Source organism: Microbacterium sp. A20, from assembly GCF_004794515.1.
Lineage (GTDB): Bacteria > Actinomycetota > Actinomycetes > Actinomycetales > Microbacteriaceae > Microbacterium.
Genome location: NZ_SSDF01000091.1, coordinates 77,421 through 95,096, shown reverse-complemented (window position 1 = coordinate 95,096; position 17,676 = coordinate 77,421). Strand labels below are relative to the sequence as shown.

General features: G+C 67.8%; 17 protein-coding genes, 1 tRNA gene and 1 other RNA gene. 10 read left to right on the top strand and 9 right to left on the bottom strand.

Going from position 1 to position 17,676, the window contains the following annotated elements; all coding sequences use genetic code 11:
• Positions 1-5: 5 nt before the first annotated feature.
• Positions 6-305: a hypothetical protein gene (locus DW298_RS17495; RefSeq protein WP_136043744.1), complete on the top strand. Its 300-nt coding sequence runs from the start codon at positions 6-8 to the stop codon at positions 303-305.
• A gap of 24 nt (positions 306-329) precedes the next feature.
• Here the strand turns inward: DW298_RS17495 and DW298_RS17490 are convergent, their stop codons facing one another.
• Genes DW298_RS17490 through DW298_RS17480 form a run of 3 tightly spaced genes read right to left on the bottom strand, consistent with a single transcriptional unit; the run spans position 330 to position 2,950 of the window.
• Positions 330-1,514 carry an acetyl-CoA C-acetyltransferase gene (locus DW298_RS17490; protein WP_136043743.1) on the bottom strand — a complete coding sequence of 395 codons (1,185 nt, stop codon included), beginning with the start codon at positions 1,512-1,514 and terminating at the stop codon, positions 330-332.
• A complete protein-coding gene (locus DW298_RS17485; RefSeq protein WP_205820436.1) occupies positions 1,507-2,175 on the bottom strand; it encodes a CoA transferase subunit B in 669 nt (222 codons plus the stop codon). Before DW298_RS17485 ends, DW298_RS17490 begins: the two co-directional genes overlap by 8 nt.
• A gap of 1 nt (position 2,176) precedes the next feature.
• Positions 2,177-2,950: a CoA transferase subunit A gene (locus DW298_RS17480; protein WP_136043742.1), complete on the bottom strand. Its 774-nt coding sequence runs from the start codon at positions 2,948-2,950 to the stop codon at positions 2,177-2,179.
• Positions 2,951-3,055: 105 nt separating this feature from the next.
• Here DW298_RS17480 and DW298_RS17475 point away from each other — a divergent pair, with 105 nt between their 5' ends.
• The 4 genes from DW298_RS17475 to DW298_RS17460 all read left to right on the top strand — a co-directional run bounded on the left by DW298_RS17475 (position 3,056) and on the right by DW298_RS17460 (position 6,098).
• Complete coding sequence (locus DW298_RS17475; protein WP_136043741.1) at positions 3,056-3,844, top strand: IclR family transcriptional regulator; 789 nt, start codon at positions 3,056-3,058, stop codon at positions 3,842-3,844.
• Positions 3,845-3,881: 37 nt separating this feature from the next.
• Positions 3,882-4,319 carry a MarR family transcriptional regulator gene (locus DW298_RS17470; RefSeq protein WP_136043740.1) on the top strand — a complete coding sequence of 146 codons (438 nt, stop codon included), beginning with the start codon at positions 3,882-3,884 and terminating at the stop codon, positions 4,317-4,319.
• Positions 4,316-5,545, top strand: coding sequence for an MFS transporter (locus tag DW298_RS17465; protein WP_136043739.1), 1,230 nt, complete (start codon positions 4,316-4,318; stop codon positions 5,543-5,545). The genes DW298_RS17470 and DW298_RS17465 overlap by 4 nt, the downstream gene beginning before the upstream one ends.
• Positions 5,546-5,615: 70 nt before the next feature.
• Positions 5,616-6,098, top strand: a complete 483-nt coding sequence (locus DW298_RS17460) for a YbaK/EbsC family protein (protein WP_136043738.1) — start codon at positions 5,616-5,618, stop codon at positions 6,096-6,098.
• A 109-nt stretch (positions 6,099-6,207) separates the two neighbouring features.
• Here DW298_RS17460 and DW298_RS17455 read toward each other — a convergent pair whose 3' ends face one another.
• Together DW298_RS17455 and DW298_RS17450 are read right to left on the bottom strand one after the other, a co-directional pair.
• Positions 6,208-7,881 (bottom strand): Ig-like domain-containing protein, encoded by a 1,674-nt coding sequence (locus DW298_RS17455; protein ID WP_168443203.1) that lies wholly within the window; start codon positions 7,879-7,881, stop codon positions 6,208-6,210.
• A 134-nt stretch (positions 7,882-8,015) separates the two neighbouring features.
• Positions 8,016-8,088 (bottom strand) — tRNA-Lys (locus DW298_RS17450).
• A gap of 154 nt (positions 8,089-8,242) precedes the next feature.
• Between DW298_RS17450 and hisN the strand changes: the two genes are divergently transcribed.
• On the top strand, positions 8,243-9,040 hold the full coding sequence (gene hisN, locus DW298_RS17445) for a histidinol-phosphatase (protein WP_240745183.1): 798 nt from the start codon (positions 8,243-8,245) through the stop codon (positions 9,038-9,040).
• 20 nt (positions 9,041-9,060) lie between these two features.
• Positions 9,061-9,633 (top strand): hypothetical protein, encoded by a 573-nt coding sequence (locus DW298_RS17440; protein WP_136043735.1) that lies wholly within the window; start codon positions 9,061-9,063, stop codon positions 9,631-9,633.
• A 24-nt stretch (positions 9,634-9,657) separates the two neighbouring features.
• Here the strand turns inward: DW298_RS17440 and DW298_RS17435 are convergent, their stop codons facing one another.
• Entirely contained in the window at positions 9,658-12,519 is a 2,862-nt protein-coding gene (locus DW298_RS17435; protein WP_136043734.1) for an HAD-IC family P-type ATPase, read from the bottom strand.
• Positions 12,520-12,653: 134 nt separating this feature from the next.
• Here DW298_RS17435 and DW298_RS17430 point away from each other — a divergent pair, with 134 nt between their 5' ends.
• Positions 12,654-13,253, top strand: coding sequence for a hypothetical protein (locus tag DW298_RS17430; RefSeq protein ID WP_136043733.1), 600 nt, complete (start codon positions 12,654-12,656; stop codon positions 13,251-13,253).
• Between the two features lie 77 nt (positions 13,254-13,330).
• Here the strand turns inward: DW298_RS17430 and ssrA are convergent.
• Positions 13,331-13,700, bottom strand: a transfer-messenger RNA (tmRNA) gene (gene ssrA, locus DW298_RS17425).
• Between the two features lie 141 nt (positions 13,701-13,841).
• Here ssrA and DW298_RS17420 point away from each other — a divergent pair.
• Positions 13,842-14,507, top strand: a complete 666-nt coding sequence (locus DW298_RS17420; RefSeq protein WP_136043732.1) for an SIMPL domain-containing protein — start codon at positions 13,842-13,844, stop codon at positions 14,505-14,507.
• 6 nt (positions 14,508-14,513) lie between these two features.
• Here the strand turns inward: DW298_RS17420 and hflX are convergent, their stop codons facing one another.
• Positions 14,514-16,025 carry a GTPase HflX gene (hflX, locus tag DW298_RS17415; protein ID WP_136043731.1) on the bottom strand — a complete coding sequence of 504 codons (1,512 nt, stop codon included), beginning with the start codon at positions 16,023-16,025 and terminating at the stop codon, positions 14,514-14,516.
• Positions 16,026-16,094: 69 nt separating this feature from the next.
• Between hflX and DW298_RS17410 the strand changes: the two genes are divergently transcribed.
• The gene (locus DW298_RS17410; protein WP_136043730.1) at positions 16,095-16,742 is read left to right on the top strand and encodes a methyltransferase; all 648 of its coding nucleotides are present in this window, start codon (positions 16,095-16,097) and stop codon (positions 16,740-16,742) included.
• A gap of 48 nt (positions 16,743-16,790) precedes the next feature.
• On the opposite strand, the gene dapF is transcribed toward DW298_RS17410, so the two are convergent.
• Positions 16,791-17,663: a diaminopimelate epimerase gene (gene dapF / locus DW298_RS17405; protein ID WP_136043729.1), complete on the bottom strand. Its 873-nt coding sequence runs from the start codon at positions 17,661-17,663 to the stop codon at positions 16,791-16,793.
• Positions 17,664-17,676 lie beyond the last annotated feature (13 nt).

The following is a 17,676-nucleotide window of genomic DNA, read 5'->3' as shown; positions in this document are numbered from 1 at the left end:
GGGGCATGCGCTACCTCTTCAGCACCGGACTCGTCGCTGCGATCTCTGCAGGGGTCTCGCTGCTCCGCGGCACCCGCGAGCAGCCGATCACCTGGCGCTCCCTGCTGTCCTGGCTGAGCTGGGGCATCACGATGGCGCTCGCTGTCGGCGCGGTGATCGACATGAACCGCGAACGACGCGGTGTGCTCGTCGATGCCGACTCGCCGCAGTCGGTCAAGAAGGCGAAGAAGGCCCAGCGACTCCAGTTCCGTTCGCAAAAGGCCCTCGCCGACACGCAGGATCACGCCAAGGACGCACGGCGCTGACGCCGCGCGCCCCGAGCGCATCGTTCACCGAGTGAGGATCAGCGCTTCGCCCTGACCGCCACCGCCGCACAGGCCGACGGCAGCCGTTCCGCCGCCGCGACGCACGAGCTCGTGAACGGCGTGCACCACGAGTCTGTTGCCGGATGCACCGATCGGGTGTCCGATCGCGATCCCTCCGCCGTGGATGTTCACGATGCCCTCGTCCAGCCCGAGCTCGACCTGCGAGCGGGCGACGACCGCGCCGAATGCTTCGTTGATCTCCACGAGATCGAGCTCTGAGGGTGCGATCCCCTGCTTCTCGCACGCGCGCTCGATCGCGCGTGCCGGCTGCGCCTGCAGGGAGTTGTCCGGGCCGGCCGTCTGGCCGCTGGCTCCGACCGACGCGAGCACCGACCAGCCCTTGGTCTCGGCCGTGCGCCGCGTGGTGACGACCACGGCCGATGCGCCGTCGGAGATCTGGGACGAGTTCCCCGCGGTGATCGATCCACCCTCCGCGAAGGCCGCGCGCAGGCCGCCGAGAGTCTCGACCGTCGTGTCGGGGCGCACACCCTCGTCCTTCGTCACGCGAACCGGTTCACCCCGACGCTGGGGCACGTCGACGGCGACGATCTCGGCCTCGAACACACCTGCTTCCTGCGCGGCGGCCGCTCGTTGGTGCGACAGCGCGGCGACGTGGTCCTGCGCCTCCCGCGTGAGCTCGTAACGCGCGTTGTGGCGCTCCGTCGACGCGCCCATGCTCTCCCGGTCGTAGGCGTCGGTCAGACCGTCGTACGCCATGTGGTCGAGCACCTCGACGCTTCCGTACGCCCAGCCGTCGCGGGATCCCATCAGCATGTGCGGGGCCCGCGTCATCGACTCCATCCCCGCGGCGACGACGACGTCCGCGTCGCCGGTGCGGATCATCCGGGCGGCGTCGATGATCGCAGTCAAACCCGACAGGCAGACCTTGTTCACGGAGTGGGCCGGGACGTCCCAGCCGATGCCGGCCCCGATGGCCGCCTGCCGCGCGGCGTTCTGACCGGAGCCGGCGGCCAGCACCTGTCCGACGATCACCGCGTCGACGTCCCCCGGATCGACGGCGCCCTGCTCCAGTGCGCCCCGGATCGCGAAGGATCCGAGCTGAGGCGCAGTGAAGGCCGCCAGCTGGCCCTTCAGCCGCCCCTGCGGTGTACGGGCGGCGGCGACGATGACGATGTCGTTGTCATTCATGGTGCGAGGTCCTTTCGTGCAGGAGATCCGGGTGGATGGTGAGCGGCGACTCGGTCGCGGCGATGACCTCGTCCACGCTCACTCCCGGGGCCGTCTCGACGAGTGTCAGCCCCTCTGGCGTGACGTCGATCACGGCCAGGTCGGTGATGATCCGGTCGACCACTCCGCGACCGGTCAGAGGGAGCGAGCACTCGCCCACGATCTTGGCCGACCCGTCCCTGGCCACGTGCTCCATCAGGACGATCACCCGAGCGGCGCCGTGCACGAGATCCATGGCACCGCCGGGGCCCTTCACCATCTTGCCCGGGATCATCCAGTTCGCGAGATCCCCGCTCGTCGAGACCTGCATCGCGCCGAGGATCGCGGCATCGATCTTGCCGCCGCGGATCATCCCGAAACTGGTGGCGGAGTCGAAGAACGCCGCGCCGGGCAGGGTCGTGACCGTCTCCTTGCCCGCGTTGATGAGGTCGGGGTCCACGGCGTCTTCGCGCGGGTAGGGCCCGACGCCGAGGATCCCGTTCTCGGACTGGAGGACCACCGTGACGTCGCCGGGCACGTGGTTGGGCACGAGCGTCGGCAATCCGATTCCGAGGTTGACGTAGGAGCCGTCCTGCAGCTCGGCTGCCGCGCGGGCCGCCATCTGGTCTCGCGTGAGTGCCATCTCAGGCTCCTTCCACGGCGACGGTGCGTCGCTCGATGCGCTTGGGGATGTCGGTGCCCAACTCGACGATGCGGTGCACGAAGACACCGGGAAGATGGATGCTGTCCGGGTCGAGCTCCCCCGGCTCCACGAGCTGTTCGACCTGAGCGATGCAGATGCGTCCGGCCATCGCGGCGAGCGGGTTGAAGTTGCGCGCCGCCTTGTTGAAGACGAGGTTCCCGTGGCGATCGCCGCGAGCGGCGTGCACGAGCGAGAAGTCCGTGGTGATCGCCTCCTCGAGCACGAAGTCCGCAGAGTTGCCGTCGACATCGAAGGAACGGACGTCTTTCACCGGGGAGGCGACGGCGATCGTACCGTCCGCGTTGTAACGGCGGGGCAGCCCGCCTTCTGCGACCTGGGTGCCCACACCCGTCTGCGTGTAGAAGGCCGCGATCCCCGATCCTCCTGCCCGGAGCTTCTCGGCCAGAGTCCCCTGGGGAGTGAGCTCGAGCTCGAGCTCGCCGCTCAGGAACTGGCGCTCGAACTCCTTGTTCTCCCCCACGTACGACGATGTCATCTTGCGGATGCGCTGCGCCGCGAGCAGGACGCCGAGCCCCCAGTCGTCCACGCCGCAGTTGTTGCTCACGACACTGAGGTCTGTCGTGCCCTGGGCCAGCAGGGCTTCGATGAGCGCGATCGGGTTGCCTGACAGCCCGAACCCGCCGACCGCCAACGAGGCTCCGTCCGGAATGTCGGACACGGCGTGCGCTGCCGAGTCCCATTGCTTGTCGATCACGTCTGCTCCTTCGAATTCGTGCCTCCCTCCAGCATCCGCTCTTCGGCCCTCGGCGCAACGATCAAGTCTTGCGATGTGGTCAGATCCGGAGGTAGCGTCCACGATATGGAATCCACGGCCCGCTCCATCCCCGGCGCGCAGGCCATCGCTCGCGCGGCTCGCCTGCTCCGATTGGTGACCGCCGCCGGCGCGGAGGGCGCCAGCCTCCAGGACCTCGCCCGGGCAGCCGAGCTGTCGCGCTCGACCACTCATCGCCTGCTCAGCGCGCTCAAGTTCGAGGGGCTGGTCGACCGCGACGAGGACAGCACCCGGTGGATGCCCGGCCCCGAGCTGTTTCTGATGGGTTCGGTCGCCGCCGCGCGCTACGACGTGACCGCGCTCGCACGGGACATCGTCCGGTCACTGGCGGTCAAGACCGAGGAGAGCGCATTCTTCTCCGTGCGTCGGGGCGACGAGACGGTGTGCCTGCTTCGGGAGGAAGGCTCCTTCCCGATCCGCTCCTTCGTCCTGAGCGAGGGGGTGAGGTTCCCCCTCGGTGTCGCGAGTGCGGGGCTCGCGATCCTGGCTTTCCTGCCTGACCATGATGTGGACGCTTATCTGGAGCGGCATCCCGACCTCGAGAGCGCGTGGGGGCCGACGCACCGCCCGCGCGCACTGCGCGCCCGACTGACCGAGACCAAGGAGCGCGGATACGCCGTCAATCCCGGCTTGATCGTCGAGGGCAGCTGGGGCATCGGCGCCGCGGTCTTCGATCGCTCCGGTCGCCCGGAGTGGGCGTTGAGTCTGACCGGTGTCGAGTTCCGCTTCGGTCCGGATCGCATGGCCGAGCTCGGTCGCACTCTGCTCGCACACGCCCATCAACTCTCTGCACGGATAGCGAACGCGCGACGCTAACCGACAATTACATACCGCGAGGTATATACTCTTTGGTATGAATCGTTCGGACGTTATCGCGTCGCTGGTGCTATCCGGCTACGCGCTGGGCCGCATCGCGGCGCAGGATGCCGGCAACGACGCACCCGCCGCGCAATGGCGGGTGCTGAGCCTCCTCGAGCAGGAAGGCGCCAGGCGCGTAGGCGAACTGGCCGCCGCTGCGCGCACCACCCAACCCGGCATGACCCGCCTCCTCGGCATGCTGGAGAAGGACGGGCTCGTGCGGCGCTCCCCCGACCCGGACGACTCGCGAGCGACCGTCGTCGACATCACCCCGAAGGGGGCCACCGCCGTCGCGGCCTGGCGCGCCGAGTTCCGAGAGACCCTCGCGCCCCGGTTCGCCGCGCTGAGCGACGACGACTGGTCCACGCTCACCCGCGCGGCCGAGATCCTCGCCGCGCACACCACTACGGAACGAACAGGAGAATCTCGGTGAACACCACCGCCACCCCCTCGGTGTGGAAACAGCCGGCGCAGGTCTGGGCCGTCGCCTTCGCATGCGTCGTCGCCTTCATGGGAATCGGACTCGTCGATCCGATCCTCCCCGCGATCGCTGAGTCGCTTCAGGCCTCGCCGGTGGAGACGGAACTGCTCTTCACCAGTTACCTCCTGGTGACCGGCCTCGCGATGCTGGTGACAAGCTGGATCTCCAGCCGTATCGGCGCCAAGGCCACATTGCTCATCGGCCTCGCACTCATCGTCGTGTTCGCTCTCCTGTGCGCGCTCAGCGGCAGCGTCGATGCCGTCATCGGCTTCCGAGCAGGCTGGGGACTCGGCAACGCGCTGTTCATCTCGACCGCGCTCGCGACGATCGTCGGTGCCGCGTCCGGTGGGAGCAGTGCCGCGATCATCCTGTACGAAGCAGCGCTCGGCCTCGGCATCGCGGTGGGGCCACTGCTCGGCGGCCTCCTCGGCGAGCAGAGCTGGCGCGGCCCCTTCTTCGGCGTCGTCGTGCTGATGGCGATCGCGTTCGTCGCCGTGCTCGTGCTCCTGCGCGGGCCGGGCGAGAAACGGGTCCCCGTGCCCTTCTCCGCCCCGTTCACGGCCCTTCGCCGCCCCGCCCTCGCGATCCTCGCGATCGCCGCCCTGTTCTACAACATCGGGTTCTTCGTGCTGCTGGCCTTCTCGCCGTTCCCGCTGGGTTTCGGCGCCATGGGCATCGGATTCACGTTCTTCGGCTGGGGCGTCGCTCTCGCGGTCACGAGTGTCTGGGTGGCGCCGGTGCTGATGCGGCGCATGCCGCGCACGCGGATCATCCTCGTGGTGCTGCCGCTGCTCGCGCTCGATCTCGTCGCCGCGGGGCTCGTGGTCGAGAGCGCAGCCGCCCTCGTGGTCTGCATCGTCATCGGCGGGCTGTTGCTCGGGGTGATGAACACCGTGCTCACCGAGGCCGTCATGGAGGCGACGGATCTCCCCCGGTCCGTGGCATCGTCCGCGTACTCCGCGGTGCGATTCCTCGGTGGCGCGATGGCGCCTCCCATCGCGGCGCTGCTCTGGCACGCGTTCAACGCGACCGTCCCGTACCTGTTCGCGGCGGCATCGGTCCTCCTCGCGGCGCTGACGGTGTTCCTCGGGCGTCGCGCGCTCGCACACATCGACGACGAGCCGGAGGATGCCGCGACCGAGGACGCCGCAGCGATCCTCGTAGGTGACGCCGCCTGAGCACCCCTTCCGTGCCGGATCGGTCATCGACGCCCGATCCGGCACCACCACGCTCGGATATCGTGGTGCGATGAGTGAAGAGACGCCCCTTCCCGAACGCAGCCGAGCCGTGCAACGGCACCTCGAGGCCGCGGGCGTCGATACCTCCATCCGGGTCCTGCCGGACTCGGCTCGCACCGCAGCGGAGGCGGCGGCAGCGATCGGGTGCGACGTCGCCGCGATCGCGAACAGCCTCGTGTTCGTCGCAGACGGAGAGCCCGTCCTCGTCATGACCAGCGGCGGCCACCGTGCGGAACTCGCGGTTCTCACCGCGAGCATCGGCGCACGCGATGTGGCGATGGCACCGGCGGCCGTCGTCCGTTCGGCGACAGGTCAGGCCATCGGCGGGGTCGCACCGGTCGGGCACCCGGCGCCCCTGCGCACCTTCCTCGACGACACCCTCCAGCACCATGACGAGCTGTGGGCGGCGGCCGGCCACCCGCACACCGTCATGCCGCTCACGTTCGACCAGCTGCGCCTCCTCACCGAGGGCACGGTCATCGCCGTGGCCTGAGGGCTTCTCCGGACCTGAGCGCGTTCAGCGTGCGCAGGGAGCCCCGCGCACGCTGCGGGGCTGACACCGCGAAGCGAATTCTCTGACGGCGTCGACCCCGATGCGTGGATCAGCCCTGCATCGCCCGACGCCGGGCGCGCACGGCGGCCAGGGTGGTGAGTGCGACACCGAGAACGAGCGCGGCACCGGCACTCCAGAGCATGACGGCGGGCACATCGCCACCGGTCGTGGCGAGCGACTCGCCGGTCAGCGGCAGCTCCGTCGGCGGCGTCACGTCCGTCGGCGGTGTCACGGGAGTCTCCGGTGTGGGAGGCACGGTCGGCGGGACTACCGGCGGCTTCTCGGTCGCGGTGTTGGTGAGAGTGATCGCGAGCGTCGAGCCCTCGCCGACGGTGACCTGTGCACCGCCATCCTCAGTCACACGTACTCCCGTGCCCGAGAACGCCGGGGTGCCCCAGTCGATGCCGTCGATGGCCGGCGGGGTCAGCTCTTCGAGCGTGACGACGGTGCCGGCGGGGAGGCGCACAGGAGCGGTCGCCGCTCCTGTGGTCACGGCGACGGTGTTCTCCACCGCCGGGTCACCGTAGCTGTAGCGGACCGTGTACTCGGTGCCAGCAGGCACGTCCGTCGCTCCGGAGCCGGCGACGGCCTTGGTCAGGGTGAATGCGCCGGTCGCGGTTCCGTCTCCGTCACCGCCACCGGTGACCTGCCAGACCTCGCGGTCCTGCAGGACGATTCCGTTGACGTTGGCGACGTTGCTGAACGAGGTACCGTCGGCCTGCGAGCTCGGTACCGTGAGGTAACTGACGGAGTACGTCCGCGCGGTGTCGATCGCGCCGGGGATCTCCAGGTGGAACGCGGTGCCCGCCTCGTTCCAGGAGCCGGTCCAGTTCGTGATCGTCCGGTAGTCACCGTTGTCGGCGTCCGTGCTCCACACCACGAGCTTGCCGTCTTCGTTGTGGTGTTCGGCGAACCCGCCGCCAGGTGCGGTCAACACGTCGTCGATGATGATCGACTCTGCTCCCGGGAACTTCGCGCCCGGGAGATCGAGCTGCCACGCGATGTTGCCGTCGTCCGTCTGCCAGGAGACTTTCCGTGGGTCCGTCGGCGGCGACGCCGGGGGCACGATCCCGCCGCCGGGAGTCTCGACGCGGGTGATCTGGCCGTTGACGACGAACTCCAGCGTCGTCTGCGTGGTCTGCTCGTCCGCGCTGGCGAGGAACCACAGCGAACCGTTGACGTCGGTGCGCCCGTTCACATAGTCCGTGAGCGTGCAGGTGACGACCGGTGCCGCGTCGCTGCTGACGGCGCATTCGGCGACGATCTTGCTCGGGTCCTCGGTGGAGGGCACCGAGAACGTCAGGCCGGCTCGGGCGAATTGGCTCGGGAGCGTGAACCCGAACGTTTCGCCGCCGAGCGAACCGTCCGGCACCGACCAGTCGGCGTCGACGCGGATCTGGTCGTACTGCGCCAAGGTTTCATCGCCGTCCACGGTGGTGACCGTGATCGATGCCGGATCTATCGCTGCAGGATGGTCGTATTCGGCAGCGACAGCTGTTCCCGCTCCCCCGATCGCGATCGAACCGATGAGTGCTGCCGCAGCGGCAGCGACGAATGTGATGGATGTGCGTCGCGCGCGAGCGCGTCGGTCTCTTCTATACACGGTGTTCCCCAGTTTTCTTGTCGAAGCCCCACCGCCTCGGATGCGCTGCTTCACAGCGGCCCATTCGATGACGGCGACGCGGTTGTCCCCGTGTGAGAGACGGCCCTGAAGAGGACCCATTACGCGATATAACGGCATTCTCTGCGAGTCCCCAGAATCGCGGTTTCGGGGCCGACCGGATCGGCGAACGCACCCACATCCACAAGAAAGCAGAAAAGCCCCGAAAACTGGCGAGAGTTTCCGAGGCTGATCCGTGCACCCCCTCGGACTTGAACCGAGAACCCACTGATTAAGAGTCAGTTGCTCTGCCGATTGAGCTAGAGGTGCGTGGCCCGGGATAACCCCGACCGAGGAATTACATTACCAGCCGACCGGCCCCATGCGAAATCGAGCCGGGCCCGGGCGTGCCGGTCCCCGTCGCGCTCGGAAACATGGCCGTTCGGCCCTCAGCGCCCGTTCTTCCGCCGACTATCCTGGGAGCGTGACCGCCTCCCCTCACGCCAATGACCTGCGCAGCGATCTCGCCCTCGCTCTCCGCCTCGCCGACGCCGCCGACGCCCAGTCGCTCCCGCGGTTCGACGCCGCCGACCTCGAGGTCTCGACCAAGGCCGACAAGTCGCATGTGACCGACGCCGACCTCGCCACGGAGCGTGCGATCCGCGCCATCCTCGAGACCGAGCGACCCGACGACGGAATCTTCGGCGAGGAGTTCGGCGCGCAGGGCGGGACGCACCGCCAGTGGATCATCGACCCCATCGACGGCACGGCGAACTTCCTCCGCGGCGTTCCCCTGTGGGGCACGATGATCGCTCTTTCGATCGATGGCGTTCCCCAGGTCGGTGTCGTCAGCATGCCGGCACTCGGCAGACGCTGGTGGGGAGCCGCCGGCCAAGGCTCCTGGACGGCCGCCGACGGCGAGCCCCGCCGACTCCAGGTCTCCGCCGTGTCATCACTCGACGATGCCAGCGTGAGCTTCCAGAGCATCGCACAGTGGTCCGACGCGGGACGACTCGACACTCTCCTCAGAGTCGCGGCGCGCGTCTGGCGCGACCGAGCGTATGGCGATGTGTACTCCTACATGCTTCTCGCCGAGGGGCGCATCGATATGGTCGCCGAGTTCGACGTCAAGGAGTACGACATCGCCGCAGCGGTGCCGATCGTCCGGGAGGCCGGAGGACGGATGACCGCCGTCGACGGCGCCGAGACGATATCGGCGCGCTCGACACTCGCCACCAACGGCACTCTCCACGACGAGTTCCTGAACCTCTTGCACGACTGACCCGAATCACGAGACGCACCATGACCCCCCGCAACATGTCCGCCGCTGCCGGCGTCCTGTTGCTTCTGGTGGCACTGACGGCGTGCGGAGCACCTGCGGAGCCGCCGGCCACACCCACACCCACGGCAGAGGCCGTCGCCCCCAGCCCCGTTGCGACGCCCGAACCCGCGAGCTCGAGCGCGCCGGAGCGTCCCGCGGAGCTCACGTGCGAATCCATGATCTCGGCGGGAACAGTCTCGGCGTTCACCGATATGGGATGGACGGCACAGCCGAAGGAGTTCGTCGTCGGGGGCGAGGAGTTGACCGACGGGCTGCTGTGCTTCTGGGCCGACTACAGCGTCGCGTCCGACCACGGGCAGCTCTATGGTTGGTCGGCCCTGAGCACGGAGGATGCCGCACAGGCTCAGGCCGGTCTCCTCGCCGAGGGCTGGAAACGGGAAGACGGCTCCGACGGCGTCTACTTCACAGAGGACCCGCGATACGCGATGGGACTCGATGAAGACGGCTACGGGATGACCTATCTTTTCGGAGACGGCTGGGTCCGGTTCGCGGACACGCGTCAGGGCTTGATCCTCATCGAGTGGACCGGCTGAGCTCCACTCGAGCTCGCGACGTCGCTACGGCGCTGCCCTCCCCATCGAGCTCTCGAGGACGGGCCGGAACCCCCGGGCGACCGGTGGCGTCCACAGCAGGACGACGATGAGGGCAGCGACCACGGCGGTGACGGCTGCCCCCCAGTCCCACCGATCTCCGAAGACGAGGACGACCGCACTGAGCGCGATCACGACCCCGAGGAAGATGGTGAGCAGCAGCCGCGAGAGCCCACTTCCCCGGCGGACACCGGCGGCGACCGCGAACACCAGCAGGCCGAACAGCGCGATGGCCGCGCCCGCGAGCGAGAACGCGGAGGCGCTCACGTCCGGATCGTAGCGTCCGAGGAAGACCACGATGCCGAAGCCCGTCGCGAGGATCCCGAACACGTAGGAGAGCACCGCGACCGCCGTCGTGATGACCGTCGCCAGCCCACGATCGGCACCGACGCCCGGCTCGGCCGCCGGTGCAGGCACCGTTGTCGGCTCCTCCCTCAGGACGAGCCGGCGATGCACGATGCGCACCAGCTCGATCGCAGCGACCATCACGATCGTGATCCCGGTGAGCGCGATCGCGACGTCTTCCCCCGGATCGACGAGGACGAAGAACCGTCGCGCGAGGGGAAGCGAGAACACGGCGATGAGCAAGACGAACATCGCTCCCACGACGAGCACCTTGAAACGGTTGAGGGGGCGGGCGAGGACAGCCAGCACCCAGATGCCGACGACGGCGAGGATGACGGTCGCTCCGGTGCGCAGCTGCTCCTCGTCTGCCCCGAGCCCGCGCGCGACGAAGGTGAACCACGTGAGGCCGAGCGCCACGACGATCCCCGAGGGGATGGCGAAGCTCAACGACCGCCGGAGGAACCCGGGCACATAGCGCGCCGCGTTGGGCATGAGCGCGAGGAAGAACGCCGGGATGCCGATCGTGAGGCCGTCGGTGATGGAGAGCTGACGCGGGAGGAACGGGAACTCGAGCACGAACACCCCGAAGATGATCGCGAGCAGCGTGGCGTACACGGTCTTGTTCAGGAAGAGCATCGAGACGCGTTCGATGTTCGCGATGACCTGACGCCCTTCGGCGACGACATCGGGCAGGTGAGAGAACTGACCGTCGAGCAGCACGAGCCGCGCCACCGCCTTCGTGGCGGGCGACCCCGAGTTCATCGCGATGCCGATGTCGGCCGCTTTGATCGCGAGAGCATCGTTGACACCGTCTCCGGTCATCGCCACGGTGTGCCCGCGGCTCTGCAAGGCCGAGACCATACGCTTCTTCTGCTCGGGTGAGACGCGTCCGAACACCGTGTGCGTCTCGAGCACGTCTGCGAGTTCGACGTCGTCGTCGGGAAGGCGACGTGCATCGAAGCCCTCGGCGACGTCCAATCCCACCTCGCGCGCGATCGCCGCGACAGTGCGCGGGTTATCGCCCGAGATGATCCGGATGCCCACATCCTGCCGCGCGAAGTACTCGAGCGTCTGGGCGGCGTCGGGGCGGACCTGCTCGCGGAAGGTCAGGACGATGGAAGCGGCCACAGCATCGGGAAGCCGCTCGGCATCGACATCCGCCTCGGACAGCGCCGTTTCCGCGTGTCCGAGGACCAGCGTGCGACGTCCGGTCTCTGCGAGGGCGGTGACGGTCCGCCCGAGCTCGGTCTCATCCGAGGTCGCGGCATCGCCGAACACCATCTCCGGAGCACCCATCACCCAGGTGCCGGGGATCTCCGCGAAGGAGACCGCACTCCACTTGCGCGCGGAAGAGAAGGGAATGTACTCCGCGACCGTGAGCGGTGACCCGGCCGGATACGCCGCTCGCATCGATCGTGCCGTGGCATTCGCATCCGGAGACGCGGCATACCAGCCCAGCGCCAAAGCTGCCGCCGCCGCACGCTCCGATGTGAGGCCGGCGAGTTCGTGAGCTTCGTCGAACCCGATCTCCCCCACCGTGAGCGTGCCCGTCTTGTCGAGGCAGACGACATCGACCCGGGCGAGTCCTTCGACCGCGGGGAGTTCATTCACGAGAACCTGCCTGCGCGCCAGCTTCGATGCGCCGACGGCGAAGGCGATGCTCGTCATGAGCACCAGCCCGAGCGGGATCATGGCTGTCAATGCGGCGATGGTGTTCACGACGGCCTGTACCCAGGCGCCGCTGGAGAAGACGGTGGCGTACCCGCCGGTGACGATGATCTGCGCGTTCAGGACGAGAAGCCCCACCGGCCCGATCACCCAGCTCACCCACTTCAGGACCCGGTTGACCGACGAACGGAGCTCGCTGGAGACGAGCGAGAAGCGCTTCGCTTCACCCGCGAAGTGGTTGGCATAAGAGTCGGCGCCCACGCGGGTCGCCTGCGCGGTGCCCTCGCCCGCGACGACCACCGCGCCCGAAAGCGCCTCGTCGCCCGGCTGTTTCTCCACCGGGTCCGACTCGCCGGTCAGCATCGACTCATCGATCTGCAGCCCACGCGCCGTCAAGATCCGAGCGTCGGCCGGCACCTGCTCACCGGCGCGGAAGACGAGCACCTCATCGAGCACCACCTCGATGGGGGCGATCTCCTCCTCGGCACCGTCCCTGAGCACCAGCGCACGCGGCGCGTTCATCAGCGCGAGGCGATCGAGGGCCGACTTCGCTCGGAACTCCTGAACACAGCCGATGATCGCGTTCGCGAAGGCCGCGAGCCCGAAGAGCGCATCCTGCCAACGCCCGACCAGGAAGAGGACGAAGAAGCACGCGAAGACGATGCCGTTGAAAAGTGTGAACACGTTCGCGCGCACGATGCTCCACGCGCTTCGGCTCGTGTCCGCCACGAAGGCGTTCGTCCTCCCGGACGCGACGCGCTCGACGACCTCGGCTCGGGTGAGACCGGTCGAGTCGGTTTCGGGGGTCGATTCCACAGACCTCAATATAGGTCCCCCGTCGAAACCAGCGGAGGCCCCTCGCGCTTCCCCATCCGCTCGTCTCTGCTACTCTCTTGCACGCACCGAGGCCCTCTGCTGTCGGACGCTTCATCTCTCCCCAAGGATGCTCCGTGCTCGACGAACCTTCTCTCCCGGCCCGTCCCGCAATCTCTCGCCGCACCGTGATCGGTGCCGCAGCGTGGTCGGTTCCCGTTGTCGCCCTCACCGTCGCCACGCCGGCCCACGCGGCGAGTGGCGGCGCGCTCGACGCGACCGGTGTCGTCCTCACTTTCACCGGTCCGCAGTGGAGTTCGGAATTCACCCTGTCCGGTCAGCTCGTGCTCTCCCCCGCTGCTCCGGCCCCGACCGATGTGACGGCGACGATCACCTGGCAGGGCACGGGAGACAACGCGGGTGCACAGGGTATGTATGTCTATGGTGGAGGCACCCCGCCCATCGACGCCGGTGTCACCGGCTGGACCTACCTGCAGGGAGCACCCGACAACCAGCTCCACCCCACCGTCGTCCTCGGCAATTCCGCGGCGGCAGGGACGACGTCGATTCCGACTGTGTCGATCTACGACGGTGACACATCGAAACCCATCATGTATGGCGCGGAGACGCCGAACGGCGGGAGCGCCTTCTGGGACGGCATCATCACGATCCGCTTCTCCGCGGCGGGCTATGCGGACGCCGTTCTCACGGTGCCCTACACGCAGACGGTGGAATGACCCCCTTTCCCGCACACGAAGAAGCCCCGTGACCTCCTTGAAAAGGAGAGCACGGGGCTTCTTCTGTGACAACGGCTTGGTGGAGCTGGGGGGAATCGAACCCCCGTCCAACGCTGAGTCTCCACGCCTTCTCCGGGCGCAGTCTGTGAAGACGTTCTACTCGGCTCCGACCTTTGTCACAGACACCTAAGTCGACGAGCCCAGCCTGGGAAGAGTCCCACGTGACGTCCAGACGCCATCACGCAGCAAGATTCCTAAATGACGCCAGGATCCGTATCGGAATCACATACGGCCTGACGGACTATCGGGCTCGCTTATGCAGCGAGGGCGAAGTCGTTGCGCTTGGTTTCGGCAACTATTTTTTTGCAGAGAGCGTTAACGAGATAACTCTGCATCCTCGGCCCGCTTCTCGTGGATTCACAGGCGCTGTCGAAACCGATCAGCCCCGTGGTCCTTCTCTCGAAGGAGCCGCTGTCACACTGTGGAATTACCATCTCGAGCGACGAACACCCGAGCATCACAGACTACAACGTTCCCCGGCTCTCCGCCATTCCGTGGAGGTCGGAACTGCTGGCGTAGAGTCGGCCCATGAGCGAAGTCACCGTCACCGTCCGCGGCGAGCACGAGGCGCGTATCGCCCCCGAGCGCGCCACCATCCGTGTGAGCGTGCGGGCGGAGGGTTCCGAGCGAACGACCGTCGTCGAACACGTGATGCGGCTGGCCGAGCCCGTGCGCGGCAGCATCACCGAGAGGGCAGACGCGGGCAGCATCGTCGACTGGACCAGCAAGCGACTCTCCGTGCGAGCCGAGCGCCCGTGGAACAACGACGGCAAGCGCCTCGCACCCGTCTATTACGCGAGCATCGACTTCACCGCGACGTTCGCCGAAGCATCCGAGCTCTCGATCTGGGTGTCCGACATCTCTCCGTGGGACGGCGTCGATGTGGGGTGGGTGGATTGGCACCTCACCCCCGTGACGCGAACTCAGGTCGAGCGGGAGGTGGCCGCCGAGGCCGTCAGCGCCGCCGTGACTCGCGCCAAAGCCTATGCGGGGGCTCTCGGCCTCGACGAGGTCACGCCGCTCGAGATCGCCGATGTCGGCCTCATCTCGAGCGGGCAGCCGATGCCGGGTGCACCCATGATGAAAGCCCGTGGAGGGGTGGGATTCGCCGCCGACGCGGCCCCGGCCATGGAATACGAGCCGGAGGAGATCGTCATCTCCGCGACAGTCGAGGCGCGCTTCCTCGCCCGCTGAGGCGCGTCAGCTGCCGACTGTGAAGGGGGCGAGTTCTGCCGCGAGGCGTTCGGACACCCGTGCGTGCACAGCCGTGCCGGCCTCCTGATGCTCCACCCCGAGGAGCATCCCTGTCTCATGGATGGCCGCCACGAGGTCGCCGCGATCGTAGGGGATCACCGCGTGAACCTCGATCGCCGGCTTCGGGAGGGCTTCTTCGATGACGGCCCGCAGTTCTGCGATGCCCTCGCCGGACCGTGACGACACGAAGTGCGCATGCGGTTGCAGACCGCGGAGCACCAGTCGCTCGTCGTCGTCGATCAGGTCGGCCTTGTTGAAGACGATGATTTCCGGGAGGTCCCGCACGCCGACATCGCCCAGCACATCGCGCACCGTCTGCAGTTGACCGGCCGGGTCGGGGTGCGACGCATCGACGACGTGCAGCACGACGTCAGCCTCTCCGACCTCCTCCAGCGTCGACCGGAAGGCCTCGACGAGCTGATGCGGGAGGTTGCGGACGAAACCGACGGTGTCGGTCAGCGTGTAGACACGGCCGTCTTCGGTCTCCGAACGGCGCACGGTCGCGTCCAGCGTCGCGAACAGGGCGTTCTCGACCAGGACGCCGGCGCTGGTGAGCGCGTTGAGCAGACTCGACTTGCCCGCGTTGGTGTAACCCGCGATCGCCACCGAAGGGATCGTGTTGCGCTTGCGCTCAGCACGCTTCGCCTCCCGAGCCGGCCCGAAGTCACGGATCTGTCGACGCAGGAGAGCCATCTTGGTGCGGATCCGTCGCCGGTCGAGCTCGATCTTGGTCTCACCGGGGCCGCGGGAGCCCATGCCCGCACCGCCGGCACCGACCTGGCCACCGGCCTGGCGGCTCATGGAGTCACCCCAGCCGCGAAGACGAGGGAGCAGATACTCGAGCTGAGCGAGTTCGACCTGGGCCTTGCCCTCGCGGCTCTTCGCATGCTGGCTGAAGATGTCGAGGATCACGGTCGTGCGGTCGATGACCTTCACTTTGACGACATCCTCGAGCGCGCGTCGTTGGCTCGGTGCCAGTTCTGTGTCGGCGATGACGGTGTCGGCCCCGACCGCGGCGACGATGTCCTTGAGCTCCTGAGCCTTGCCACGCCCGAGATACGTGGCCGCATCGGGGTGCGGGCGGCGCTGCAGGACACCGTCGAGAACGACAGCACCCGCGGTCTCCGCCAACGCGGCGAGCTCGCGCAACGAATTCTCGGCATCCTCCTGAGCACCCTGCGGGTACACGCCGACGAGCACGACGTTCTCCAGGCGCAGCTGGCGGTACTCGACCTCGGTGACGTCTTCGAGCTCGGTCGAGAGTCCGCCCACGCGACGGAGCGCGTGACGGTCCTCGAGGTCCCATTGCGCCCCGTCCGTGCTGGCGTGCGCGGCGGTCGACTCGTCCTGCAGCGCCTGTGCTGCTCCGAACACGTGGAGGTCCGAGCGCTTCTCTGCGTTCGCGAGCACGCGATCGACGGTGTTGTCGCCGTTGGAGGGTGTCGTGGTATCCGTCATCCGTTCCTTGTCTCTGGGGTTTTGTAGCGAGCCTTAACCTTAGCCCGCGCTGTCCGGTACGCTCACCGTATGGGGTCTGACCACTACTTCACTGCGGCCCCGGCAAGCCCCGAGAATCTGCGCAGGATCCGTGTATCGCTCGCAGGCCGAGAGCTGGAAGTCACCACCGCGGGTGGCGTCTTCAGCCCGGATCGGCTGGATGCCGGCACTGCAGTGCTCCTCGCCAACATGCCCCCGGTTCCCCCGGGAGGCAACCTTCTCGACCTCGGCAGCGGTTGGGGCCCCGTCAGCATCTCGATGGCCCTCGCCGCACCGCATGCGACGATCTGGGCCGTCGATGTGAACGAGCGTGCCCTCGATCTGGTTCGGCGCAATGCCGCCTCCCTCGGGCTCACCAATATCAACGCATCTCTGCCCGACGATGTTCCCGAGCACATCACGTTCCGCACGATCCGCTCGAACCCGCCCATCCGCGTCGGCAAGAACGAGCTGCACGGCCTGCTTGAACGGTGGATACCGAGGCTCGACGAGCGCAGCGATGCCTGGCTCGTGGTCCAGCGCAATCTCGGTGCCGATTCGCTGCAGCGCTGGATCGGCTCGACCTTCCACCCCGGCTACAGCGTCTTCCGCACTGCCACCGGCAAGGGCTACCGCATCCTCAAGGTACGCAAGCATGGGACACCGCCGACCGAGCCGATCGCGCTATCCGGACTCTGACCGCTTCGTCGGCGGCTCGCTATTGGCGTCGGCCGCGTCAGGCTCCCGTCAGAGCAGGTCGATCTCTCCGCTGTAGACGAGTTGCGCCGGACCCGACAGGGCGACGTGCTCTCCGTCTTCTGCCGGGAACATGCGCACTCCGAGAGTTCCGCCTGGCACCTCGACCTGCCAGTTGTTCGGCGCATTCTCCCCCGCCCAGTACCGCACGGCGAGTGCGGTGGCGGCCACACCGGTGCCACAGCTCAAGGTCTCACCGACGCCACGCTCGAACACACGCATGCGGACGTGCCCGACTCCGTCGCGCACCAACGGCTCGCCCGGAACGACGAACTCGACGTTGGAGCCAGCAGGCAGAACGGGGTCGAGGTCCGGCGTGCGATGCAACTCGAGCGACGCGAGTTCGTGTTCGGACGCGATCGCCACGATCACGTGAGGGTTGCCGACGTTGATTCCGAGACCGGGGCGGGTGACCGGCAGTCCGTCGACGCGCACCAGCGGATCGTCTCCGGAGAGCTTCCACAGGCCGAGGTCGACCTGATATCCCGCGGCGCCACGGGTCACGTCGCGCACACCGGCTCGAGTACCGATCGGCAACGTCGATCCCGGTTCGATGGTCGCGAGTCCTGCACGCACGAGGTAGTGCGCGAACACCCGGATGCCGTTGCCGCACATCTCTGCGATCGAGCCGTCGGCGTTGCGGTAGTCCATGAACCACTCGGCCGCGGGTTCCTCCGCGAGCGCAGCCGCGCCGTCGGGGATGGCCGCAGAGCGGACGACCCGAAGGATGCCATCGGCGCCGATTCCGAAGTGGCGATCGCACAGCACCGCGACCTGCTCCACCGTCAGATCGAGCGCCCCGTCGGGATCGGCGATGATGATGAAGTCGTTGCCCGTGCCGTGACCCTTGGTGAATGCGACCATCCCCCCAGTCTAG